The organism is Peribacillus glennii (genome assembly GCF_003429105.1).
Lineage (GTDB): Bacteria > Bacillota > Bacilli > Bacillales > DSM-1321 > Peribacillus > Peribacillus glennii.
The window spans coordinates 56602-80546 of the sequence record NZ_QVTD01000026.1 but is presented as its reverse complement, the minus strand read 5'-3'; the positions used below and the strand labels follow the sequence as shown (position 1 = coordinate 80546).

22 protein-coding genes are annotated in these 23945 nt (G+C 42.6%); 17 read left to right on the top strand and 5 right to left on the bottom strand.

Annotated elements, in window-relative coordinates:
* The 9 genes from D0466_RS21820 to D0466_RS21780 all read left to right on the top strand — a co-directional run.
* A partial coding sequence (locus D0466_RS21820) for a hypothetical protein (RefSeq protein WP_233522796.1) occupies window positions 1-266 on the top strand: 266 nt, incomplete at its 5' end.
* Between the two features lie 281 nt (window positions 267-547).
* Window positions 548-2662, top strand: a complete 2115-nt coding sequence (locus tag D0466_RS21815; protein WP_117324601.1) for a choice-of-anchor J domain-containing protein — start codon at window positions 548-550, stop codon at window positions 2660-2662.
* 334 nt (window positions 2663-2996) lie between these two features.
* Window positions 2997-4130: a glycerate kinase gene (locus D0466_RS21810; RefSeq protein ID WP_117324600.1), complete on the top strand. Its 1134-nt coding sequence runs from the start codon at window positions 2997-2999 to the stop codon at window positions 4128-4130.
* 315 nt (window positions 4131-4445) lie between these two features.
* Window positions 4446-4571, top strand: a complete 126-nt coding sequence (locus D0466_RS21805; RefSeq protein WP_117324599.1) for an FbpB family small basic protein — start codon at window positions 4446-4448, stop codon at window positions 4569-4571.
* 49 nt (window positions 4572-4620) lie between these two features.
* Window positions 4621-5007: a sporulation protein gene (locus D0466_RS21800; RefSeq protein ID WP_117324598.1), complete on the top strand. Its 387-nt coding sequence runs from the start codon at window positions 4621-4623 to the stop codon at window positions 5005-5007.
* 56 nt (window positions 5008-5063) lie between these two features.
* Window positions 5064-5339, top strand: a complete 276-nt coding sequence (locus D0466_RS21795; RefSeq protein WP_117324597.1) for a YkvA family protein — start codon at window positions 5064-5066, stop codon at window positions 5337-5339.
* Window positions 5340-5369: 30 nt separating this feature from the next.
* The gene (locus tag D0466_RS21790) at window positions 5370-6155 is read left to right on the top strand and encodes a TerC family protein (RefSeq protein ID WP_117324596.1); all 786 of its coding nucleotides are present in this window, start codon (window positions 5370-5372) and stop codon (window positions 6153-6155) included.
* 162 nt (window positions 6156-6317) lie between these two features.
* Window positions 6318-7649 carry a hemolysin family protein gene (locus tag D0466_RS21785; RefSeq protein WP_117324595.1) on the top strand — a complete coding sequence of 444 codons (1332 nt, stop codon included), beginning with the start codon at window positions 6318-6320 and terminating at the stop codon, window positions 7647-7649.
* A 155-nt stretch (window positions 7650-7804) separates the two neighbouring features.
* Window positions 7805-8614, top strand: coding sequence for an SPL family radical SAM protein (locus D0466_RS21780; RefSeq protein ID WP_117324609.1), 810 nt, complete (start codon window positions 7805-7807; stop codon window positions 8612-8614).
* Window positions 8615-8811: 197 nt separating this feature from the next.
* Here the strand turns inward: D0466_RS21780 and D0466_RS21775 are convergent, their stop codons facing one another.
* Window positions 8812-10200, bottom strand: coding sequence for a hypothetical protein (locus tag D0466_RS21775; protein WP_117324594.1), 1389 nt, complete (start codon window positions 10198-10200; stop codon window positions 8812-8814).
* A 53-nt stretch (window positions 10201-10253) separates the two neighbouring features.
* Window positions 10254-11270: a hypothetical protein gene (locus D0466_RS21770; protein WP_142919968.1), complete on the bottom strand. Its 1017-nt coding sequence runs from the start codon at window positions 11268-11270 to the stop codon at window positions 10254-10256.
* A gap of 197 nt (window positions 11271-11467) precedes the next feature.
* Between D0466_RS21770 and D0466_RS21765 the strand changes: the two genes are divergently transcribed.
* Window positions 11468-12232, top strand: a complete 765-nt coding sequence (locus D0466_RS21765) for an NRDE family protein (RefSeq protein ID WP_325048757.1) — start codon at window positions 11468-11470, stop codon at window positions 12230-12232.
* A 44-nt stretch (window positions 12233-12276) separates the two neighbouring features.
* On the opposite strand, the gene D0466_RS21760 is transcribed toward D0466_RS21765, so the two are convergent.
* Together D0466_RS21760 and D0466_RS21755 are read right to left on the bottom strand one after the other, a co-directional pair.
* The gene (locus tag D0466_RS21760) at window positions 12277-12615 is read right to left on the bottom strand and encodes a YmaF family protein (protein WP_117324591.1); all 339 of its coding nucleotides are present in this window, start codon (window positions 12613-12615) and stop codon (window positions 12277-12279) included.
* A gap of 24 nt (window positions 12616-12639) precedes the next feature.
* Entirely contained in the window at window positions 12640-13539 is a 900-nt protein-coding gene (locus tag D0466_RS21755; protein WP_117324590.1) for a DUF2935 domain-containing protein, read from the bottom strand.
* Window positions 13540-13684: 145 nt separating this feature from the next.
* Here D0466_RS21755 and D0466_RS22455 point away from each other — a divergent pair, with 145 nt between their 5' ends.
* The 4 genes from D0466_RS22455 to D0466_RS21735 all read left to right on the top strand — a co-directional run bounded on the left by D0466_RS22455 (window position 13685) and on the right by D0466_RS21735 (window position 18212).
* Window positions 13685-13834, top strand: coding sequence for a hypothetical protein (locus D0466_RS22455; protein ID WP_158555998.1), 150 nt, complete (start codon window positions 13685-13687; stop codon window positions 13832-13834).
* Window positions 13835-14350: 516 nt separating this feature from the next.
* Window positions 14351-15748, top strand: a complete 1398-nt coding sequence (locus D0466_RS21745) for a YheC/YheD family endospore coat-associated protein (RefSeq protein ID WP_117324588.1) — start codon at window positions 14351-14353, stop codon at window positions 15746-15748.
* A gap of 35 nt (window positions 15749-15783) precedes the next feature.
* On the top strand, window positions 15784-16890 hold the full coding sequence (locus tag D0466_RS21740; RefSeq protein WP_117324587.1) for a YheC/YheD family endospore coat-associated protein: 1107 nt from the start codon (window positions 15784-15786) through the stop codon (window positions 16888-16890).
* Window positions 16887-18212, top strand: coding sequence for a YheC/YheD family endospore coat-associated protein (locus D0466_RS21735; protein WP_117324586.1), 1326 nt, complete (start codon window positions 16887-16889; stop codon window positions 18210-18212). Before D0466_RS21740 ends, D0466_RS21735 begins: the two co-directional genes overlap by 4 nt.
* 180 nt (window positions 18213-18392) lie before the next feature.
* On the opposite strand, the gene D0466_RS21730 is transcribed toward D0466_RS21735, so the two are convergent.
* Window positions 18393-19580 (bottom strand): ATP-grasp domain-containing protein, encoded by a 1188-nt coding sequence (locus tag D0466_RS21730; RefSeq protein WP_117324585.1) that lies wholly within the window; start codon window positions 19578-19580, stop codon window positions 18393-18395.
* Between the two features lie 171 nt (window positions 19581-19751).
* Between D0466_RS21730 and D0466_RS21725 the strand changes: the two genes are divergently transcribed.
* The 3 genes from D0466_RS21725 (at window position 19752) to D0466_RS21715 (ending at window position 23926) form a co-directional block, all read left to right on the top strand.
* Entirely contained in the window at window positions 19752-20735 is a 984-nt protein-coding gene (locus D0466_RS21725) for a LacI family DNA-binding transcriptional regulator (RefSeq protein WP_117324584.1), read from the top strand.
* A 176-nt stretch (window positions 20736-20911) separates the two neighbouring features.
* The gene (locus tag D0466_RS21720; RefSeq protein WP_117324608.1) at window positions 20912-22342 is read left to right on the top strand and encodes a sucrose-specific PTS transporter subunit IIBC; all 1431 of its coding nucleotides are present in this window, start codon (window positions 20912-20914) and stop codon (window positions 22340-22342) included.
* 114 nt (window positions 22343-22456) lie between these two features.
* Window positions 22457-23926 carry a sucrose-6-phosphate hydrolase gene (locus D0466_RS21715; protein ID WP_117324583.1) on the top strand — a complete coding sequence of 490 codons (1470 nt, stop codon included), beginning with the start codon at window positions 22457-22459 and terminating at the stop codon, window positions 23924-23926.
* Window positions 23927-23945 lie beyond the last annotated feature (19 nt).

The window sequence follows — 23945 nt, the reverse complement described above, 5'->3', positions numbered from 1 at the left end:
GGAGCAAGATAAAAAGGAAAAGTATGACTGCAAGAAGCACTACTGGCATAACAAGGACTACAATGATTGCTGTAAGAAACATGATTGGGACCCTTGCAAGAAACATGACTATGAATCCCACAAAAAAGACGACTATGATCGGGAGCAAGATAAAAAGGAAAAGCATGACTGCAAAAAGCATCATTGGTATGACGAGGACCATCACGATTTCAAGAAAAACGATTGGGATCATTGCAACAAAGATGACCATCAGCACGACGACATAGATGATCTTTTGCTTAAACTCATTTGCTTACTATTAATGGATAAGAGAAGTAGCTAGTTTTATAATCCCTGATTATTAGTAAATGTAAGGCTCGTTCAGTCGGAACGAGCCTTTCCTAATTAAAATAATGAACCTATACAATCCCCATACTTAAGCTTTTTTACCCTGTCTAGTACATTTTTCTTGAAAAATAGGGCTGATAACTAGTACAATAGATACTTTTTTCGGAAAATTCAGTATGTTAAGATTTGACAAATCACTATTAAAAAGGGGGATATTTGATTGAAGAAAAAACTTCTTTCAGTTCTATCAACAGGAGCTTTAACATTATCTCTTTTTGCACCGGCAGGATTGCTGGCACCGGATGCAAAAGCGGCAACATCTAATTGGAATACAGAACGATATGGCGACAAAGTTGATATTGATAGTTATTTAAATAACCTATCAAAAGATGAATCCTACATGGAAAAGGCAGATGAAAAAATTAAGGAACAGGCCGAAAACATCAATTTCAACGAAGATACAGGGAGCGGGAATACGGCTGGTAAAAGTCATTTTACATATGACGGCGGGACAAAGAAATTCCTAAATAGGAATCTAAAGTTCAAAGACTATACCTTAAGAAGCGTTGGTGAAAACGTCGAAATATGGGTAGCCAATGATCTTTCTTTCCCTGCAGGGGATCCTCGCCCGGCTCAAGTCGTCACACAAGCACAGGTTGATAAGTTGAAAGATGAATTTGATGCTAACATTTATCCTAAAGCTACCGACTTTTTCGGGACACCGGATGTGCATGATGGTTCGCATTCTCCTCTGGCAGAATGGGGGAATGTTCCGAAAGGGTACTACGAAGGAAGCGACAAGGTGATCATGCTTGTGGATAATATTATCGACGACAATTATAATGATCCGTCTTATCCATTCTTTGTGGCTGGATTTTACTGGCAAACACTAGAAAACTATATTGATAGAAATATAATTACAATCGATGCTAGGGATTGGGACACGCGCCTTGAAAATACATTCTATGGTACGACAATTCATGAGCTGCAGCATTTAATCCATGCAGATAATGATGGGGATGAAGAGTCATGGTTAAATGAAGGGATGTCTACTTTCTCAGAGTATCTTGGAGGCTACGGCCATGATGACAGGTCAATCAACTTTTATTTGGACCATCCGGAAAACTCCCTCGTTAACTGGGATGAGCATCAGGGTGCGGCAACCGGTCCGGAAACCATTGCAGATTATGGGCAGGTGTATCTGTTCACCCTTTACATGAACGACAAGTTCGGAAAAGAGTTCATCCGAAATCTGGCACTAAACGAAACAAATGGCTTGGATAGTGTTAACGAAACTTTAAACGCAAGCGGCCAAGAGCTGGATTTCAAAGATGTTTATAACCGTTTTATCACGGCCCTGGCAATCGATAGTGAAAAACCTGGAAACGGGATTTATAATTTTGACAGCATTAACTTAAGGGATTTGGCCGTTGATAATAATGGTACCAAACGTGGCTCTACCATAAATTATGAAACGGTGATGCCGTTTGAAAAAGAAGGTGTGCCTGCATGGGGCGGCGATTTCAAGCAGCTGGACAATACAGAAAAAATCCGCAACATATCTTTTGACGGGATTGATTTCTTGCCGGTTCCATGGGAATCTATTACTAGTCCTACCGATGAAGCGAATAATGTTTTATGGGGCAATAAAGGTGATGAAGCGGATAACTCTATAATCCTTGAAGCTGATTTAACGAATGTCAAGAATGCTACATTGAACTTCGATAACTATTATAAAATTGAGGAACAATGGGATTTCGCGGCCGTCCAGGTTTCTACGGATGGCGGGAAATCGTGGAAGAGTCTAAGCAATGAAAATACCAGGTCAGATGTTGTGGAAGAAGGATATCCTACGATCAAGGAAAACCTTCCCGGCTTCACTGGGCAAAGTAATGGCTGGGAGAAGGAATCCTTTGATTTAACAGAATATGCAGGCCGAAAAATCCTGGTTTCATTCCGTTACATGACTGACTGGGGAACAACGGAAGATGGCTGGTTCATTGACAATATCACAATACCTGAAATTGGTTATTCACATGAAGGGTCTTCCACTGACAGCTTTAAATCACTTGATGAGATATTTGGAAAGTATGTCGAATACACCGTGACGTTTATTAATGAAAAAACAGTGGGCGAGGGAACAAAAGCCAAAACCGAGTACAAAGTCACCCACGTGGAGCCCTTCAATGTGACAGAGGAAAAGGCGCTCCAGCTCCGTAAAGCCTTTAAAAAAGGCGAAAATTATATGATCACCACATACGCGGCGCCTGCCAACAAGAAGAATCCTGTCGATTTTACTTATGAAATTGAATACAAGAAAAATAAGCAAAAATAATTTGAAGGAAGAGATTGTGCCATAGGGGGACTGAGCCCTTATGGCACAGTCTCTTAATCATTTAGATAGGTTTTTTCTTTCACAGTGCAATCATGTTTTTTATCTTAAAATCTCATAATAGGTTTCGTTGACTGGAAGCGCTTACTATATTACTATTTTTGTTGTAGGAGCGCCAACTGTGGGAATGCGGGATATTTTTCTTTTTTTAAGGTACGTGGTACCTAAAAACAAGAGTTACTATAACAAGAATGCAGCGCAGCCCTGCAGGAACAAATAAAAAGCCGCGGGTTCCTGCAAAGTCCCCAAAAAGCCTAGCAGACAATAGGAGGATAAAATGAAGATTGTTATTGCACCAGATTCCTTTAAAGAAAGTTTAACCGCAGATCAAGTGGCAAAAGCTATTCAATCCGGGTTTATGGCGGTTTTCCCGGAAGCGGAATATCGTTTGCTCCCAATAGCGGACGGCGGTGAAGGGACCGTACAGGCATTGGCTGCTTCAAGTGGTGGGAGAATTGAAACCATTTCTGTAACCGGGCCGTTAGGTGAACCGGTAAAGGCAAAAATCGCTTTTTCCAATGATGGCAAAAAAGCTTTTATTGAAATGGCAGAAGCATGTGGGCTGCATCTTGTTCCCGGTAATCTGCGCAGCCCATTGCAAACAACTTCTTATGGTGTGGGAGAGCTTATTCTGCACGCAATGGAACAGGGGGCTTCCGAACTGATTGTCGGTGTGGGCGGAAGTGCCACAAATGATGGTGGAATGGGAATGGCTTCTGCACTCGGTTACCAATTTTTCGATGATTCAGGAGAATTGTTGAATGGTCGCGGCAGAGATTTATTCTGCGTGGATTCCATGTCAGGTACAAACCATGACAAACGTTTAGATGAAATAAAAATTACCATTGCGGCAGATGTGGAAAATCCTCTAACAGGAAAAAACGGTGCAACGTATGTTTATGGCCCGCAAAAAGGGCTGCCTGACGGCCGTTTAGCCGATATGGATGAAGCGATGGGGAAATTTTATCAAATCGCTTGCAGCCATTTAGGAAAAGAGGTAGCCCATGTTCCGGGCAGCGGTGCAGGTGGAGGAATGGGTGCCGCCCTCCTTTTATTTGCAGGTGCCCAATTGAAAAAGGGCATAGAGCTTGTTCTTGAGCAATTAAGAATAAAGGAAATATGCAGGGATGCTGACTTCGTGATTGTCGGCGAAGGCAAAATTGACGGACAAACCATATTTGGTAAAGCTCCCGCAGGTGTGGCGGCATGTGCTCCGCCACAGGCAAAAGTAATTGCCATTTGCGGCAGTGTGGGCAAGGGATATGAAGTCCTTTATGATCATGGTTTTGACGCAATTTTCCCTTCCATTCCCGCTTTGCTGCCACTGGAAGATATTTTGGGCAGTGCTTTTAACAATGTAGAGAGAACCGCAAGGAATGTAGCAGCACTGCTTAGCCAGGAGAGGGAATAAAAAAATTGCTTAAGTTTTGAAAAAAATATTTTGACATTTCTATATTGTTTATATTATGATGATTGTAATCAGTTGAATAGTTCTCCTAAAGGGGAGTAGCTTTTACAACAAAGTCGTCATTTCGGAGGGTAACCGCTCCCGGCTTTGTTGGCAACCATTCGTTCGTTGTTAGCAAGACCTTTGCCTATTGGTGAAGGTCTTTATTTCTATTTCTAACCTTTACCATATTGTGGTAAAGGTTTTTTGTTTTTTCAATTCCTTTAGGCAGCACGGGAGACAGACTACTAATTCAATAAAGGAATGGAGGATAAACAAATGAAAAAAAGAAAATTGTCCTTTTCAGAGCTTATGAAGATAAATAAAGAAGAGCTTCTGAAAGATAAGGAACAGCTTGAGAAAATTGAAAAGCGAGTTGACGAAAAATATGTAAATGCAAGGTAAATGAACAAACACTTTATGAATAAAAAAATTATCCCCTGGAGGGTCTTGATTGATACTAAGGAAATATATGTCTCTTTTAGGAATCGGTTCAGCAAAAATAGATCTAGTTCTTAACAAGGAAACCTATGCACCTGGTGAACCAGTCCATGGTCATTTCTTGATAAAAGGCGGTACGATCGACCAACAGCTTAAAAGAATCGACTGTGATTTAATTGCCATTGACAACAATGGCTCCGAAAAAGTCATTAATTCAAAAACGATCCTGTCATCGGCAAGAATCATATCGGAAGAAATGAACCAGATTTCATTCGCGTTTCAGCTGCCGGATTCGGTGCCGGCTTCAACAGATGGGCTAACATATCGATTCCATACAAAGTTGGCCTTTAATGAAGGTGCAAGCAGCAGGGACGAGGATGCTATACAAATCATTAATTGATGAATTTTTAGGGTAAACACAAGAGTACAACCAGATAAAAAAAGGAGGTGGCCCTCTTGTTTAAATTCCTGAAGAGGATCAAATTCATCTTGAAATTTTGGAAGTTCATTCCGTTTCTAAAAGATTTTTTTCAATCGGAAGATGTGGAACTTCATAAAAAAGTGCTTGGGATTCTGCTGATTTTCACATATGCCTTCTTCCCCTTTGATTTAATTCCAGACTTCCTTTCACTGATTGGGGTTGTCGATGATGTTGTCATTGCGGGATTTGTATTAGAGCGAATGGTCAAATTGGCTCCTGATTCCTTGAAAAGAAAACACGGGCTTACCTAAATAAAAATAGAAAATTAGTGGGAGGATTAAATGGAACTTTCGATTTTATTGGAATACGGTTGGGTATTATTACTTTTAATTGCAATAGAAGGGCTTTTGGCAGCGGATAACGCGCTTGTGTTGGCGATTATGGTTAAGCATTTGCCGGAAGAGGAAAGAAGGAAAGCCTTATTTTACGGGCTGGCAGGGGCCTTTGTATTCCGGTTTGCATCATTGTTTGCGATTTCGTTCCTTGTCGATGTATGGCAGGTACAAGCAATAGGTGCCCTTTACTTATTGTTTATAGCGTTCAACCATATCTTTAGGAAAGTGGTTATAGGTAAAGGAAAGGAAAAGAGCACTGAGGACAAGGAAGGGAAAAAATCCGGCTTCTGGGCGACTGTCTTCAAGGTGGAATTGGCTGATATCGCATTTGCGGTTGACTCCATTCTTGCAGCCGTTGCATTGGCAGTGGCTTTGCCGAACACAAATCTCCCTAATATCGGCGGGCTTGACGGCGGAAAATTCCTTGTTATATTTGCTGGCGGAATTATTGGCCTGATTATTATGCGATTTGCGGCCAATTTTTTTGTGAAACTGCTTCAAACAAGGCCAGGCCTGGAAATTGCCGCGTTTGTCATCGTGGGCTGGGTAGGCGTTAAGCTATCGGTTTATACGTTATCACACCCGGAACTCGGGGTATTGCCCGAAGGATTTGCCAGCTCGACAGCATGGAAAGTTACGTTCTATACCGTTCTCATTATCATTGCACTCGCTGGCTGGTTCCTTTCGAAGGAAAAAGAAGAACAGCCTTTCGGGGAAAGTATGGAAAATTAAAATATGCCACGCTTGTAACCCACATCCTTTAAAAAGTATTTCTTATGAATAAATTGGCTCGCTTAATGGAAAATACAGAGAAGGGTCTTTCAAAGTTTTTGGAGACTTCTCGAATGTGCGAGCCATTATTTTAATTATTAATCCCACCTGGAGGTAGGTCTGTTGGCTATTGAAATATTGGTACTGTTGGTACTGATTATTTTAAACGCGTTTTTCGCCGCTTCGGAAATCGCGCTGATTTCGTTAAACGATAATAAAATAAGGATCATGGCGGAGGAAGGAAACAAAAAAGCGAAGCAGCTTCAAAATCTCCTCTCGGAACCGAGCCGGTTTTTGGCAACAATACAGATTGGGATAACACTTGCCGGGTTTTTGGCGAGTGCATTTGCGGCCGGAAGCTTTGCCGGCGTGCTGGCACAATGGCTTGTTGACATGGGAGTCCCGATTGCTGAAGATCTTCTTGAAACCATTTCAGTCATAGTTATTACTTTGGTCTTGTCGTACTTTACTCTGGTTCTGGGTGAGCTTGTCCCGAAACGGCTGGCTTTGCAGAAGGCTGAAGCCATTGCCTTTTTTGCGGTATCCCCATTAACAATTCTTTCAAAAGTCTCCGCTCCGTTTGTAAAATTATTAACCCTTTCAACAAACATAATCGTAAGGCTTTTCGGCGTGGACCCTAATGCGGAAGATGAGAATGTAACGGAAGAAGAAATACGGATGATGGTCGACGTAGGTAAAGAAAGAGGAACCATTCAAGACTCGGAAAAAATAATGATCAACAATATTTTTGAATTTGATAATAAGACAGTATCTGATATAATGACACACCGGACAAGCATTGTAGCCATTCCGATTGATATAAGCTTACAAGAAACGGTACGTCTCGCCACTACGGAAAAATACACAAGATTCCCGGTTTACAAAGAAGATATCGATCATGTCATCGGGATGTTGCACACCAAAGATTTGATCCAGTTTGTTGAAAATTGTGAGGAAGATTCATTCAATCTAAAAGAGCTTATCCGTGATCCATTTTTTGTCCTTGAATCCATAAAGACGGACCACTTATTTAGAGAAATGCAAAAGAACAATGTTCAAATGGCCATTGTCATCGATGAATATGGCGGTACGGATGGAATAATCACCATAGAGGATTTGATCGAAGAAATCGTTGGCAATATCTTCGATGAATATGATGAACCCGAAGAGGAGATGGATGATGAAGAAATCATTCAGGTTGACCAAAACACCTATTTAATTGGAGGCCGAGCCAATCTGTATGAGGTCAGGGATGCCCTCAATATAGTTTTCCCAACCGATGATTACGATACCCTGAGCGGCTTTGTGATCGGTCAGCTTGGATATATACCGGCAGTGGATGAACAACCTTCGATTGAATACGAAAATATCAGGTTTACAGTGGCGGAAATGAATGATAAACGAATTATGAAAGTCAAAGTAAATGTTCCAGTAAAAGAAGATGAAAATCCATGATTGGGCCAGAGGCTGTCTCATTAGGGGTCTGAACCCACACAAACAATATATGTGGAGCTTGGTTCAGTTCTAGATATAGCGTTGTGGGATCTGACCCTTTTGCTATTCGGACAGCCCCGTGCTATTTTGTGAGGTGGAAAATCCTGAAATTACAGGTGAAGGATATCGTTTCAAAAACTATATTGACGTCCGCCAAAGGCCAATTGGATGACTATACCCATTCCCTGAATCCATATGCCGGCTGTGCGTTCGGCTGTAAATATTGCTATGTTCGGCAGCTGCCGGTTTCACTTTATCGTGAGGAAGAGTGGGGCACCTGGGTCGATATTAAAACAAATGCCGCCCAAATTCTGAAAAAGGATTTGATAAAAGCCAGGAAGAAAGGGCCCGTATATATTTTTATGTCATCTTCCACAGATCCGTACCAGCCTTTAGAGGCAAAAACACAGTTAACACGAAGCTTATTGGAAACAATGCTTGAAGAGACACCGGATTTCTTATTTGTCCAGACCCGTTCTCCCCTGGTGAAGCGGGATATTGATTTGTTTAAAAAATTTGGGGGCAAAATCCGTATTTCAATGACGATTGAAACCGATAAAGAGGAAATAAGAAAGGCATTTTCACCTTCCGCTCCGCCAATACAAGCCAGGATGGCGGCATTAAGAGAAATAACGGAAGCGGGAATTCCCACGCAGGCAACGATTGCTCCGCTGCTGCCGTGTTCCAGAGAGTTTCCAAAAAAACTTAAGAATCTGGCCAGCCGCGTCGTATTGGATGATTTTTGGATGGGTGATGGAAGCGGAGGAAGACGAACAGAAAGAATGGGAGTCTATGAGATTTATCAACAGATGGGAATGGAAAAATGGTTTAATCCGACTGCTTATAAGGTTGTATTGAAAATGCTGCAGGAAGAACTGGGTGAAATAGGGATTTCAAAAGAAGGCTTCAAGCCGGATATAAAATAGAAAGTCCCCTTATAGCATAGAACTATAAGAGGACTTTTTTTTGTATCTTTTACTATTAAGCAGAGCTTTCAGTCTACTTACACATTAGCGATTTTTTCTGCTATTAAAGCTGTCACAGTTGTTGGAGTGTCAGTAGCGTTCAGTAATGCATTAATACTGCATTTTGGCTTGCATGTCCGACAGCTTGAGAATTAACTTTATAAGCTAACAGAAACACTTACGTTATTTTCAGCAGCTTCCACAACAGCAGTTTCTTCCTTTGCTTCAGTTAAAGCCAGTTCAGCTTCTTCTTTAGCTTTAGCGACAGCCGGTTTAGCATCTTCCTTTGCTTTAGCAACAGCCAGTTCAGCTTCTTCTTTAGCTTTAGCGACAGCCAGTTTAGCATCTTCCTTTGCTTTAGCAACAGCCAGTTTAGCATCTACCTTTGCTTTAGCAACTGCAGCCTTGGCAGCTTCTTTTTCTTCAGGTCCAGCCAGTTTAGCGTCTTCCTTTGCTTTAGCAACAGCCAGTTTAGCGTCTTCTTTTGCTTTAGCAACAGCTAATTTAGCGTCTTCTTTTGCTTTAGCAACAGCAGATTCAGCTTCTTCTTCAGTTTTAGCAGCAGATTCAGCTTCTGATTCAGTTTTAGCAGCAGTAGATTTAGCATCTTTTTTAGCTTTAACAACAGCCAATTTAGCTTCTTCTCTAGCTTTAGCGACAGCCAATTTAGCTTCTTTTCTAGCTTTAGCAACAGCTAATTTAGCGTCTGCTTTCGCTTCAGCGACAGCCAGTTTAGCATCTTCTTTAGCTTTAGCAACAGCAAGTTTAGCATCTTCCTTCGCTGCTTTAGAATCAGCAAGTTTCACTTCTTCTCTCGCTTTGGAGACGGCAAGTTTAGCATCTTCCTTAGCTTTAGCAACAGCTAATTTAGCGTCTTCTTTCGCTTTAGCGACAGCAAGTTTAGCGTCTTCCTTAGCTTTAACAACAGCCAATTTAGCATCTTCTTTCGCTTTAGCAACTGTTGTGACAGAAGCATCTTTTTGTTCGGTTGCTGATTCAGTTACTGCGTCTGTTTCTTTTGTTGCAGTTTCTTTTGCCACTTCGCTGGCAGCCTCTTTTGTAACTTCATTAGCTGCGGTTAGACGGACTGCGGAGTTAGCAGCTGCCTTCTTTTTTGCAATTGCACTTTCGTTTGCAGCCTGAGATTTTGCCTTGTTTACTGCTGATTTATCTACTTTCACTGTTTCAGTGTTTACTGCTTCTTCTGTTTTTGAAACAGCTGTGTCATCAGTTGTTACTTCTGCTGCAGGTTTAACCTTTTTAACCTTTTTCACGTTTTCTGGCTTTATTACTGCTTTTCCGTGAACGGCAGAATTTTTGGCAGCATGGGATTTAGCGGTTTTTGAAGCATGCGCCGCAGCCTTAGAATTTTTGCCCGCAACTGGTGTCGCTTTAAGAGAAATTGTTTGTTTCGCTTTAACTTCTGCTTTTACGTCTTTTCCATTGCCTGCAGCTTCACTGACCTGTCCCCCGGCAAGTACGCCTACTGATAAAACTCCTGCTAATGCGGCCGTTTTGATAACTGTATTTCGTGTATTGTTTTTCATTTTAAAATTGCTCCTTTTTCTTTTTAGTTGTTATGAATGAAGTATCTACTATGCTAAGAAAAAGGAACAATGATTGGCGGCTGCAAAGGGGGTGCATTCGTCCATTGGCTGGAAAATACATTGGATATGGAAACAAATGACTGGCCAATTCCCGGTATCCATTGATTTTCGCATTCAAACCATTTATCATTTGCGCTGGCTGTACTATGTCCAAATTTTGGCCGATCCTTTGAAACCCCGCCCGAATGATCATTTGCTGGTGCTGTTACAATCACAAGCATATCGATTGAATCACCTTTATCAGGGAGCGGCATGCTTTCACTTTTGGATCGCTCAGATCCGGTATCAATTGAACCCTGTTTATTCAGGTATGCAATTTTTAGTTTCGGCTTTTGGTTGGTTTTTTTATGAACAATTTCAGCGGCATTGTTAGGTGCAGACACTTTTTTCTCTTCGGTTTTAACTGTATGTAAGATTTTCGGCTTTCTTACGTCTAACTTAGGAGGATGTACGGTTTTCGGCCTTTTTATAGTCTGTTCAACAGCTGCACCTTTACTTGTCTGGTTACTTTGGACAGCAGTCGGTTTTTTTCCGGTCCAGCCCAGTCCAGTTTTATTCTCCGGTTTACTTGTTGTCCTTGCAGGAACAGTCTCCGGTTTACTTAATGTCCTTGCAGGAACAGTCTCCGGTTTACTTGCTGTCCTTGCAGGAACAGTTTGCTTATTGTTATGGTTAATCTTTGTGCCGCCAGCTTGTCTTTTATGTTTTACAGACTGGTCTGCCTGGTCAGGCAAAGGTTTCTTTGCTTTTACCAGTTTGTCTTGTTTGACATTAGTGGGTTTTGCGGCAAACTTATCTTTCTTAGCTGGTGTAACTTTTTGTATGTTAGCAACGAGCTTTGATTCTTGCTGCTTTTTCTCAGCATGTGTAACCGTCTCTGCAACAGCTTTTTCGACTTGTACAGGCAGCTTCTTTACAACATCTGCTTTCTCTGCATGTGCAACAAGAGGTGAAAATAAGACTGCTCCAAAAATTAAGCTGTTTAGGATATACTGACGGAAGTGCATCATTTCACCTCCTTTCGATGAAGTTCGGTGTTCCCCCTACTTGAGAGAATTCTAAAACATTTGAGGTTTTATGTCCGTTCTTTAAGGATAAAAAACAATTCCATCCTTTCTTCCTAGAAGGTTTGAGGAAGCAGTACCCAGAATTTTGGAGGATTATGGTTCCGTGATAAAATAGTTCCACGATATCTTTAAAGAAAGCTGTGATCAATGTGTGTCTAATTTTATTTGCTTATAGGGTGCATCCAACATACAAGCTTATAGTTGCGGCAAATCGGGATGAGTTTTACAAAAGGCCCACCGCTCCTGTGCATTATTGGGAAGATCATCCCCAAATCCTCGCAGGCCGGGATTTAGAAAAAATGGGAACCTGGATGGGTGTCACAAAAAACGGACGTTTCGCAGCGTTGACCAATTATCGTAACCCTAAGGAGATAATAGATGGAAAGCGTACGCGAGGAGAGCTGGTGGCGGATTTCTTGAAAAACTCTCACAACCCTCTTGATTATATGCGGAAATTGGAAATGAACCGCACCCTCTATCCTGGCTATAATTTATTGGCGGGGGACACTAAGGAGCTTTATTACTATTCGAATATAGAGAATAAGCTTCGAAGGTTAAAGCCAGGGATTTATGGCGTTAGCAATCATGTTTTGGATACCGCCTGGCCAAAGGTGAAACGGGGCAAGGAAGACCTGTCGAAAATAATCATCGAACAAAAAGACCTTTTGGTTGATGGACTTTTCACTGTTCTTCAAAACGCGGACCCGTTTCCGGATGACATTCTTCCCAATACAGGCGTTTCCTTAGAGTGGGAAAGAATTCTCTCGCCGCTGTTCATCCAAAGTGACGGTTATGGCACAAGAAGCTCGACAGTTTTATTGATAACAGATGAAGAAGTTTTTTTCCAGGAACGAGTCTACAGTAATGAAAGCATGAAGGACCAACAATACACCATAAAACTATGACAAAGTGCCAGGCACCATCCTGCAATCCGATGGCACCTGGCACTTTATTTACTTCCCGGGGCAGGCTGGTCAACGCCTCTTACCCGATGTCTATGTCCATTGTTTTCGGTGGTGTAAAAGTCGTAGTGATGTACGTGCATACCGTTCCCGACGGGTATAGCGGGTCCGGAATATGCCTTGTAATGATGGGTGTGCCCATCTTCATAAACTACATATCCCTCCGTATAATGAATATGTCCCCCATCCTGTGTTTGGATTGGCGGAGAATTCACATCCAAACACTGGTGTACATGACCAGCATCAACTGAAGTATAGTCGACTGAACCATGATTATGGTTTGGGACAAATCCCGGTACAAAATCATCTTTTCCTGCTCTTTTCATCCCATTCAGTCCCTTATCCCGGCATTATTGCTGTTCACTTATTTTCTTCATATTTAAACGCTCTTCCAGCACATGGATCATATAAAGAAAATGATCAGCTTCACGTACAACATGGTCGGCCAGAAGCGGATTAATCACGCTGCGCATTTGGCATGATTTAATCAGGTCCAGCCCTGCTTTTTTAAAAGCTCGGAGTTCTGAGGTTGCATTTTCACTGTCTTTATTCAATCTCCCGATGATTGGATATGTAGGCTGCTTATGGTACAACATTGACTCGACATCTCTTGCCTGATTCAGAAGGGTTTCAAAATCATCTCCAAACTTAAGTGCTGTCTTTACCAGATTTCTTTCTGACTGATCAAGTAGAGAACCGATAAATCGTGAGTGTTCCATCATGATTCTCAACCAAAAGACATTCTCATTGATAATGGCATCCTGGATAGGCTCTAAAATGCCTTTATTGAATTTTTTGAGGGTTCTCATAAAGTATTCCGCTTCCCTGGCAATATGGTCCACCAGCAACGGGAAATTGAATCCGCTTATTTTGCAATTGATAATCAGTATAAGCAGGTTTCTTTTGAAATTCCGAAACCCTGTCACCAATTCTATGCTTTCTTCGTTAAGTCTTCTGACTAAAGTGACATTGGCAGGTACTTGATATGCCCGCTTTTCCTGCTGTTCAAAGTACAGAAAAAAACGATCTGTTTGCTGGATTAGCTGTGTGTCTTTTCGATTAAATCCTTCGCCAAGGAATAATGCGTGTTCTTTCATAATCCTTAGCCAAAATCTATTTTCAGTTAGCGAACGTTCAATAAATAATTGTTCGGTCATTGATTCAGGTTTTGCAGCAAATGACTCGGGAGGAATCAGCATTTGATTAAACTGGTCTGTGCTTACGTGACCAGGCACTGGTTGATTTCGCATGGGTCACCCCCTTTTATCAGGTTTCAATACTATAATTTATTTGTTATATGATTCAAATATGTTTGGCACGGGTTCATTTATTTTTAGATCTCAACAATGATATTTTAAAAAAGCAGAAGCTTGCCCATCCATCCAACGGGGACAAATGCTGAAAATTGGTAATAAACGCTGGAATTGTGCGGCAAAAACAAAATTAACCGTAAAACGTATTTTGATTACAAAAATTCAAGGTCCAGTTCAAAAAATGGCTGCATATACAAGCCTGGTGACGAAACGTAATATGGCGCCGCATTAAAAAATTGAAAGCTGGACCAAGCTGAAATAATCGGGAATTCTTTGATATAAGTCAGAAATTGCTTATAAGCTGGAACTAATGAAAAAACGTCAATTCTTGATATAAACTGAATTTTGTTCTTATCACATGGATTTTATTGATTTAACAATATTGCTGATATATTGCTAACACCTCAGCTAAACCACCCACCCGTAACCAATCCTTCATATCCTGTAGGCGCAACCGTATTATTCACCTTTATCCCCAGCCAATAGAGTTCGCTTTACTTCATTTTATGAAAGCCGTCTAAACCTTTTCCTGCCGCCAAGTTAAAAGAATGTAAAAGATTTGTGGATTTTCAGCTTTGATGCACGCTTGTTCAATTTGTTCCCCGTCGATGGCCAGCATAAGAAATTGTATATATATCAAGGCGCCATACCTGTACTTTTTCCCCAAACCGAGAGTTATGCCTATACAGACCCGAACGGCTTTCCATAGGATATAAGGATAACGGGCGTGATAGAAAGGAGGCATACAGTGTCTCTTCGTAATTACACCGAAATTCAAATATTGCCTGATCATGAATTTCCAGCGGAGGGCGGTCTGATCCTTCCACAACAGCTCGTAAACAAACACATGATTAACAATTACCAGCCTATTGAACTTTGCTATGGACTGAAGAAAATAACGCTTGATTTCAAGCCCGGGAAGTCGTTTATGGTAAAAGAATCGGCTGCACAGTTTCTTGCCCTGGCTGCTGATGGGGAAGTGTTCGGGTTCCACTATGACGGCAGGGCGCGGCGGTTGATTATTGGGCCGCTTGTAGGAATCCTCATGTCCTCTCTTTCCAAGACAAGTGAGCAAATCTTTGGGGAAATGACTGATTTCTGTAAAGAGGTTGCCGAGAAGAGCAGAAGCAGGGGCGGGCGGGCCGTTTTTTTTACCCTTGAGCAGATTAATGAAGAATCCGACAATATAGAGGGCTGGATTTATAATAACCAAAAATGGAGCCAAAGCGTTTTTCCGACTCCATATTGTGTCCATAACCGGATTAGCTCACGAAGGCAGGAATCAAAAGTAGCAACCCAGATGAAAATAAATCTATTAAAACAACGAGGGGTCTTCTTTTATAATGACAAATTCCTGGATAAATGGGAGATTGTCCAGCAATTGAAAAACATGCAAAATGAAACGGTTTTTTTTCCGTACACCCGGCTTTATAAAGGACCGGATTCCCTTTACGAAATGGCTGGCAGGTATCCAGAATTATATGTAAAGCCTACGGGAGGTAGCCTTGGAAAAGGAATTATGCGGATCAAGCGCTACGGTAACAGCTATATTTGCCAATTCCAAAAAAATGGCGAAACCATTACGAAGAAGTATGAGTCTATCATCCAGCTTGGACGAATGCTCCATGCACGTATCGGAAGTAGGACATATGTTATTCAACAGGGTATCGAGCTTATTAAACATAATGGAAGCATCATAGATTTTCGGGCCCTGGTACAAAAAAACATGTATGGGAAGTGGACCATTACTTCAATCGTAGGCAGGAGGGGGCCTGAACAAAGCATAGTGTCCAATGTTTCGACTGGAGGGACTATATTGGGCCTGCGGGCGGCTCTTGAATCCTCCGATGCGCCCTGGCTGCCGGTTGATCGCATTGTAAGTGTCATGAAAAACAAAGCCCTGAAATTTGCCGAACTATTTGAAAATGGAGCTGCAGGCAATTATGCGGAGCTTGGCATTGATTTTGCAGTAGACCGAACGGGAAGGGTGTGGGTGCTGGAAATCAATTCAAAGCCCTCCAAGGCTGGACACTCTGTTGGCAACCAGGTTAAAGGTACGCGTCCATCAGTGAAACGATTGATAGATTTCTGCTTTTACCAAAGCGGCTTCCGGCAGCAAACCAGGAAAAAGCCATCAAAAACTTGAGGCCACCGCTGGAGTGTTAGGAGGATGTAAGGAAAATGGAGAAATCATTGGGCTACCTGGGGATACTGGCGACGCCGAAACAATCAAATCCGCCTTTTTCCAGGGAAGCATTCTATAGATTTTTATCAAAAGAAGGCATGAAAACCGGATTGCCTGTCTATGTATTTCTTCCTGAAGGTGTGGACATACAAAAAAAAACGGTAACCGGCTATAGGTACCTTCCGCAGCAAGGGTCATGGGAATTGAAAAAGTTTCCCCTCCCATCGATTGTTTATGATTGCCTTTGGGGCCGCAGGAAGTATCGGACACAGCTTAAGTGGCTTAAAGCGCAGGCCAATGTCACGTTTCTAAATCATTTTCTGCGAAACAAAATCACCACGTACAAATCTCTTGTTCAGGATGAGGTTTTGGCTTCATTTTTGCCTCCCACCAAGCAGGTCACCTCTATGAACGTAATAAAGGAAATGCTTCAAGTACATGGGGAGGTTGTTATTAAACCAATACAGAGCACCAGCGGCAAGGGTGTCATGAAAATCACCTCAAATCAAACTACTCATCAGGCAGAAGGCAGGGACCTGAAAAATAATATCTTCCGGAAACGGTTCGAAAATAAAGAAGCACTATTGAAATGGATCGGCAATTTACCAAGAGTAAAAAGGCTTGTGCAGCCGTATCTTGACCTGTCATCTCCGGAGGGTTCTCCCTTTGATATTCGCGTGCTTGTTCAAAAGGATAGCAAAGGAGAATGGGTGGAGACGGGGAGAGCGTTGCGTTCAGGGACAACGAGCGGGCTAACCTCGAACCTGTGCGGGGGCGGGCGTGCAACCACTGTTGCTCCTTTTTTGGAAAGTATGTTTAACGAGGAACAAAGGATGGAAATCGAGCGGCAAATAAGCGCGATTGGCGAAAAGTTACCTTCTTACATTGAAAGCAAGCATGGCCGGATGGTTGAGCTGGGCCTTGATATCGGTGTGGACAGGAAAGGGAAAGTGTGGATCATCGAAGTGAACTCAAGGCCAGGGAGAAATTCCTTCAAAAGAATTGAAAACGGTACCAAGTACAAAACCGCCTTATCATCTCCCATCAAATATGCCCACTACCTTTTGGAAAAAAAACAAAAAGCGGATGGGCAAGTGCCATGATTTATCATGGAACGCTGGCAATTCAACCTTTGGATGGAATCTGGAGCCTTCACTTGCCTCGTGAGGGTGCTTGGAAGAACGAGATTGATAGGAAAGAATTGACTATTAAAATAGGAAAATGGAAGAAAACCGTAGTGGTGACGGATAAGGAGCCGTCCGAAACCGCATTTCGGACACAAATTCAAATTCGCAAGCTGTCGGGTTCATATGAAATTGGCCCGTTCATCGGCATTCTTACTGTTGCGGGAGAGGATTCCTTCCTTGGAAACAGAACTAATTTTACTGATATTCTCGAGACAGGCCGAAAGCAGGGTGCACTTGCCTATGTCATCACAGTAGAGGACATCAATTGGGAATTGGAAACAGCAGTCGGATCGATATTTGATCATGGCAGAAAAATATGGGTCAAGGAATCATTGCCGATTCCCCATATCATCTACAACCGTATTCCTAACAGGGCTGCGGAGAACAGGCCGCACGTGATATCTGCACTGGAAAAGCTTTCAGCTTCGGAAACTACTACTCTATATAATCCCCGCTTCTTTGAGAAGTCCCATATGTATCATATATTGCAAAAAGAGCGCAAAGTTTCGGCTTTCCTTCCGGAGACCGTTCCTTTTTCGAGAGAGAACTTAGTGAATATGGCTGGCAAGCACCCAATTTTATATATGAAACCAACGAATGGGAAAGCTGGCCGGGGCATTTATCAATTGCAGAGAAAAGATGACCGTTATGTCCTTCAATATCAATTGAAGAAAAAGAATATAAAAAAATTTTTTCAAACTTTATACGGGTTATATTATGTCCTCGTCCGGATGGTGAAGGAGCCATATGTAATCCAGCAAGGAATCTCCCTGGCAACTTATCAGGATAGGATTTTTGACATTCGGGCACTTGCACAAAAGGATGGCCACGGTGAATGGGGGATCACAGGCATGGGCATCCGGATTGCGGGAGCTGGCGGGATCACCACTCATGTTCCGCGCGGCGGCTCCATCGGGGAACCGAAAAACGTACTGTCAGCCGTATTTCCCGATTCTGATAGCGATCGCATGATCGCATCTGTCCATAACACGGTACTTATGATTGCAGGAGTGCTTGAAAATGAGTGGCCCGCACTTGCGGAATGCTCGATGGACATCGGTATCGACAAGCAAGGGAAAATGTGGTTTATCGAAGCCAACTCAAAGCCGGAAAAATTCGACGAACCCCACATCCGAAAACTATCCCTAAAACGAATCATCGAATACGCCCAACACAAATCCGGCTTCAAAAAAATTCATGCCCAAACAAATAAAAACGATAATGTGGAAGAAACATAACAAAGGCAGGGAGAATAACCACCCTGCCTTTAGTGTGTTCGGGAACTGTCGTAAGAGGGGTCAGACCCCCAATGCGGTAAAGTGCTAAAGCAAATGTGTCGAACGGGGTCAGACCCCCGATGCTGTGAAGTGCTAAAGCAAATGTGGACGATGGGGGTCAGTTTCCCCATCAAGACCCCCTTAATATAATTCTATTAGATTCCTTAGTTCCAAGATGAATTCTGAGCATTTTTTTTCGGCGATTCCTGTGTTTCCGGTGATGATTACGTAGCCGTATTCCCTGTTTGCGATGACGTTCATGTTGCGGTTTATGTTTAGTTTGAAGTCGGCCGGTTTGTAGTGCTGGATTAGTTTGCGATAGTTTCGTATGTTCTTAATTTTCCCTGACTTTGGAAAACATAGCTTGTGTGCTGCCACCGGGACATTTTTAGGCATGGGGAATTCCACCTTTCTGCCACTGGCGAGCGCAACAGAAGCTTTAATAAGATCGATGCCGGTGTGTGCCAATATCGTTTCCGGAAGCACGGTACCGCCTGCCCGGGCGCCAATCTCAATAATATGCGGCTTTCCTTGTTTATCGAGGTTGATGTCAATCGTACTGGGTCCATTTATAATTCCCAGGCTTCTGAGAGCCTTTGCACATTCCTCCTCAATATCCCATATCACTTCAGGTGAAAGGTCAATGGGAAAGGAATGGCCAAGCGACACAAATGTTGGAGAGGAAGTTTTTCGGGAAATAAAGCATTTCACCAATTCGCCATCTATGCTGAATCCTTGTGCCCCAAGCTGCTCGCCGTCAATGAATTTCTCAACGATAACCCTTTGGTTGTTCGCGCGTTTTAGCGCCTTTGCCACTGCTTTATCGAATCCCCTGAGTTTTTCAATTTTTGTTATTCCAATGCTGCCTCTTTGGTCGGAGGGCTTGACGATGAAGGGAGAATCCAGAAGGTCTTTTTTGAGCTTGGCCCTCACCGTTTCCAGTTCCCCTTTGTTTTCAATTTTATAGAACGGATCCGGCATTGTAATTCCATCGCGCTTAAAGGCCTGTTTCATTACGTATTTATCTCTTACGGAATCACCTATGTCCTCGCCCTGTTTTGGGAGGTTAAGAACCTCATTCAAAAAGCAAACAGTTGCCACATACAGCTCGTTCCTTGTCATGCTGCCGACAACGTTATATTTTCTTGCGATCTTTTCCACACATTCCAGACAGTTTGGATCTTCGACTTCAAAATAATTGGCCCGCCTTGCAGCGATTGCGTTTTTGTCAGGATCAATCACTAAAACCCTGAGACCTAACTCCTGCGCTTTCCTGATGACAGGCAGGGAGTTTTGGGTGCCACCCAGGACGAGAAAAACCGGCTTCATATCATCAATCCTTTCCTTCTTGTGCAATCGTCCCTTATCTATATTCGTATGAAATTACCGTAAAAATGGTCTCAGTTTAAGCAAACTATTATTGTCATCCCAGCCCTTATAAATATCGGAAACTTCATGTATAATGATGATAATTAACGGTTGTTTGTTGGAGTTGAAGATATGGTAACCATTGCTGATATAGCCAAAATCGCCGGCGTTTCCAAGAGCACAGTTTCGCGGTACCTGAATGGGGGATCCATCAGTGATGCCACCCGGAAAAAAATTGAACGTGTGATCGATGCAAACAGCTATTCCCCGAACAAATTTGCCCAGAGCCTTAAAGCAAAAAAAACAAATATCATCGGCACGATAGTACCACGCCTCGATTCGTATGCGACTTCACAAACCTTGATCGGAATCGATGAACAGCTCCGTGAACTAGACTGTCAATTGGTCATATCCAATTCAAGCCAGGATTTAAACCGGGAAATAGAGAATATATACAGTCTCGCCAAACAAAAGGTTGCCGGAATTATTTTGCTGGCCACTGAAATCACGGACGGTCATTTGGAAGCATTCAGACAGGCCCAAATCCCGGTTATCCTGGTCGGACAGCAGCATGATCAGCTTCACAGTATTATTCATAAAGATTACGAATCAGGCTACGAGCTGGGTAAATATGTTCTCCAGAAAGGCCATCGGAACATCGCATATCTTGGCGTAACAGAAAAAGACATCGCTGTAGGCATCAAACGGAAAGAAGGCTTTAAAAAAGCGGTGGAGGGGCAACCAGATACACTCGTACATTATTTCGAAACGAGCTTTAACATCAAAGGAGCGATGGAAAGGGTGCCTGAAATCATTGAAGAGTACCAGCCTTCGATTATTGTTTGTGCGACGGATAATATTGCCCTAGGTGCGCTGAAGGCGGCCTATATGAAGGGGTTGAGAGTACCGGAGGATCTTTCGCTTACAGGTTTCGGCGGGTATGATATCACGGAAATCACGTATCCTGGCATTACAACGGCCAAGTTTTATTATAAAGAAGCCGGCAGAATGGCGGCAAAGGATATCACGAAGCTTGTAAATGGGGAAGAACTGGGCAAAATTTCCTTTACAAAATATGAAATTATTGAAAGAGAAAGCGTTGACAATCTTTTATGATCATCATATAATCTATTTGAAACCGGTTCCATAATTTTCGGTAATATTGGAACCGGTTCCGAAAACAATGCTATTAATTTTTTTGAAGAAAAATGGAACCGGTTCCGTTCGATAAGAAAATTTTGCAGAACCAATTGGAACCGGTTCCGAAACATAAATGTAAGGGTGAGAAGCAGATGAATTATACCAGCATAGCAAAGGAAATTTTATCGGCCATAGGCGGAAAAGAAAACGTCGACGCAGCAGCACATTGTGCCACCAGATTACGTTTGGTGTTAAATAATGAAGAAATCGTTGATCAAACAAAACTGGATGGAATGGATGTAGTAAAAGGAACTTTCTCTACTGGAGGGCAGTATCAGATCATTCTGGGATCAGGTACTGTAAATGAAGTTTATAAAGAATTTGCCAAGCTGTCCGGCCAATCTGAAATGTCGACAAAGGATGTCAGCAAAGCCGGGGCGAAGAAAATGAATCCGCTCCAGCGATTCGTTAAGATGCTTTCCGATATCTTCGTGCCAATCATTCCGGCGATCGTGGCCGGCGGTTTGTTAATGGGATTAAATAATCTTTTGACAGCCCAGGACTTTTTCATTGAAGGGAAGTCTTTGATTGAAGCCTATCCTGAAATGGCGGATTTGGCAGCCTTGATTAATACATTTGCCAACGCGGCCTTTGTTTTCTTGCCGATTTTAATTGGTTTTTCCGCAACACAACGTTTCGGGGGCAACCCATATTTGGGGGCGGCGCTTGGTATGCTCATGGTTCACCCGGACTTGCTAAATGGCTATGGCTACGCTGATGCCGTTGCAAAAGGCGAAGTGCCGTTCTGGAAAATTTTAGGATTCGAAATTGAAAAGGTTGGTTATCAGGGCAGTGTGCTTCCTGTATTGGTTTCTTCCTTTATTTTAGCTAAAATTGAAACATTCTTAAGAAGAAGAGTTCCTTCTTTCCTAGATAACTTAGTAACGCCGTTATTATCCATTTTTATTACCGGAGTTCTAACGTTTACACTAGTGGGACCTTTCACACGAAGTGCGGGGAACCTGCTCACTGATGGGCTCGTGTGGCTATATGATACAACAGGCTTTGTTGGTGGTGCCATCTTCGGTCTTTTATACGCGCCGATTGTTATTACAGGTATGCATCATAGCTTCATAGCGGTAGAAACCCAGCTGCTTGCTGATATGGCAAAAACGGGTGGATCCTTCATCTTTCCAATTGCTGCAATGTCCAATGTCGCACAAGGAGCAGCAACGCTTGCAGTACTCCTTCTCGCACGTGACGCGAAAGTAAAAGGCACCGCTTCTGCAGCAGGGATATCAGCGCTTCTAGGCATCACTGAACCGGCAATGTTCGGGGTGAACCTGAAATTGAAGTATCCGTTTATTGGAGCAATTTCAGGAGCGGCGGTTGGTTCCGCATTCGTTGCTTTATTCAAAGTAAAAGCGATCGCTTTGGGTGCTGCTGGCCTTCCAGGTATCATCTCCATTAAACCGGGAACAATCACCTTCTATATTGTTGGTATGGCGATTACATTTGCGGTCGCATTCCTTGTGACGATCGTACTTGGAAAACGTGATGCTAAAAAACAAAAAACAAACTAATAAATAAAAAAAGAAAGGGAAATCATAACTGGTTTCCCTCCTTTAATTTTAGCTTAGCAAGGTTATATCAAAACATTTTCTATCATTAAGCAATTTCGTAAGGAGAGCAAAATCATGGAATGGACTAGGGAAAAAAGATACCGGCGGCTTGATGAAGCAAGCCCGGAAGAGATGCAGCAATTGGGGCGTCAAGTGGATGCATGTCCTTGGCGCCAAACTTTTCATATCCAGCCGCGTACAGGGCTGCTGAATGATCCAAACGGTTTTTCCTATTATAATGGGTATTACCATTTATTTTATCAGTGGTTTCCATTGGGACCGGTGCATGGTTTGAAATATTGGTACCACATGAAATCAAAGGATCTGGTAAATTGGGAGGATGCCGGAATTGGCATCGAACCCGACCGGTATTATGACAGGCATGGGGCATATTCTGGAAGCGCAATAGAATATGAAGATAAGCTGTTTTTATTTTATACTGGAAATACGCGTGATGAAAATTGGATCAGGCATCCTTACCAATGCCTGGCTGTCATGGATAAAACAGGATGTATCAAGAAACTTGAGGAAGCAGTGATCAGCACTGTGCCATCAGGCTATACAGACCATTTTCGTGATCCGAAAATTTGGAAACAAGGTGAATTGTTTTATGCCGTAATCGGTGCTCAGCGTGAAAATGAAACCGGTTGTATCGTGGTATATGGTTCTTCAAATTTAACAGATTGGGAATTTGAAGGAGAGCTGGAAACAAAGCTGGAAAACTTCGGATATATGTGGGAATGCCCGGATTATTTTGAAATGGATGGCCAAGGTGTTTTGATCTTTTCCCCGCAAGGGCTTCAACCGCTGGGCGATGAATACCAAAATATCTATCAGTCCGGTTATTTGATGGGAGGTTCAATTAACCTCCCTGATCGAAATTTTGACCATGGTGATTTCCGCGAACTGGATAGAGGTTTTGACTTTTATGCCCCTCAAACGATGGCAAGCCCCGATGGTAGGAGGATTCTTGTCGGTTGGATGGGACTGCCGGAAATTGACTATCCGACAGATAAAAATGGCTGGGCACATTGCTTGACCCTGCCCCGTGAATTATCAGCCAAAAATGGCAGGCTTGTGCAAAAGCCGGTGAAAGAGTTAGAATTATTGCGGAAACAAGAATCAACGGCAAAAGTTGTGCTAGATAACGAATTGCAACGCATCGACGGCTTTACCGGAACAAACTATGAACTTTTATGTGAAGTGTCTGATTTCAGCGCCGATGAATTCGGCATAGAATTTCGTGCCTGCGGCGGGTTTAAGACAGTCATCAAATACGATGCTGTCGAGAAAAAAGTGACTCTGGACCGAAGCGATTCAGGTGCGGAAGTTGGTGTGGAGTATGGAACAACCAGGTCATGCAACCTTAATGCAGACAAAGTCGTGTTCCATATGTTCGTGGACACATCGTCCGTCGAAATATTTTTGAATGAAGGCGAAGAAGTCTTCACTTCACGAATTTTCCCTGATGCCGGATGCGACCAAATCCACTTTTATGCCAAAAATGGCAGAGCAGCTTTCAACGCAAAAAAATGGGAACTTTAACACTGTAAAGCATCGGGGG

Excerpts from the sequence above, each read along its gene's own strand:
- D0466_RS21810 (WP_117324600.1), top strand. The coding sequence starts at position 2,997 with ATGAAGATTGTTATTGCACCAGATTCCTTTAAAGAAAGTTTAACCGCA.
- D0466_RS21805 (WP_117324599.1), top strand. The coding sequence starts at position 4,446 with ATGAAAAAAAGAAAATTGTCCTTTTCAGAGCTTATGAAGATAAATAAA.
- D0466_RS21790 (WP_117324596.1), top strand. The coding sequence starts at position 5,370 with ATGGAACTTTCGATTTTATTGGAATACGGTTGGGTATTATTACTTTTA.
- D0466_RS21775 (WP_117324594.1), bottom strand. The coding sequence starts at position 10,200 with ATGAAAAACAATACACGAAATACAGTTATCAAAACGGCCGCATTAGCA.
- D0466_RS21770 (WP_142919968.1), bottom strand. The coding sequence starts at position 11,270 with ATGATGCACTTCCGTCAGTATATCCTAAACAGCTTAATTTTTGGAGCA.
- D0466_RS21760 (WP_117324591.1), bottom strand. The coding sequence starts at position 12,615 with ATGAAAAGAGCAGGAAAAGATGATTTTGTACCGGGATTTGTCCCAAAC.
- D0466_RS21755 (WP_117324590.1), bottom strand. The coding sequence starts at position 13,539 with ATGCGAAATCAACCAGTGCCTGGTCACGTAAGCACAGACCAGTTTAAT.
- D0466_RS22455 (WP_158555998.1), top strand. The coding sequence starts at position 13,685 with ATGCTGAAAATTGGTAATAAACGCTGGAATTGTGCGGCAAAAACAAAA.
- D0466_RS21740 (WP_117324587.1), top strand. The coding sequence starts at position 15,784 with ATGGAGAAATCATTGGGCTACCTGGGGATACTGGCGACGCCGAAACAA.
- D0466_RS21735 (WP_117324586.1), top strand. The coding sequence starts at position 16,887 with ATGATTTATCATGGAACGCTGGCAATTCAACCTTTGGATGGAATCTGG.
- D0466_RS21730 (WP_117324585.1), bottom strand. The coding sequence starts at position 19,580 with ATGAAGCCGGTTTTTCTCGTCCTGGGTGGCACCCAAAACTCCCTGCCT.
- D0466_RS21725 (WP_117324584.1), top strand. The coding sequence starts at position 19,752 with ATGGTAACCATTGCTGATATAGCCAAAATCGCCGGCGTTTCCAAGAGC.
- D0466_RS21720 (WP_117324608.1), top strand. The coding sequence starts at position 20,912 with ATGAATTATACCAGCATAGCAAAGGAAATTTTATCGGCCATAGGCGGA.
- D0466_RS21715 (WP_117324583.1), top strand. The coding sequence starts at position 22,457 with ATGGAATGGACTAGGGAAAAAAGATACCGGCGGCTTGATGAAGCAAGC.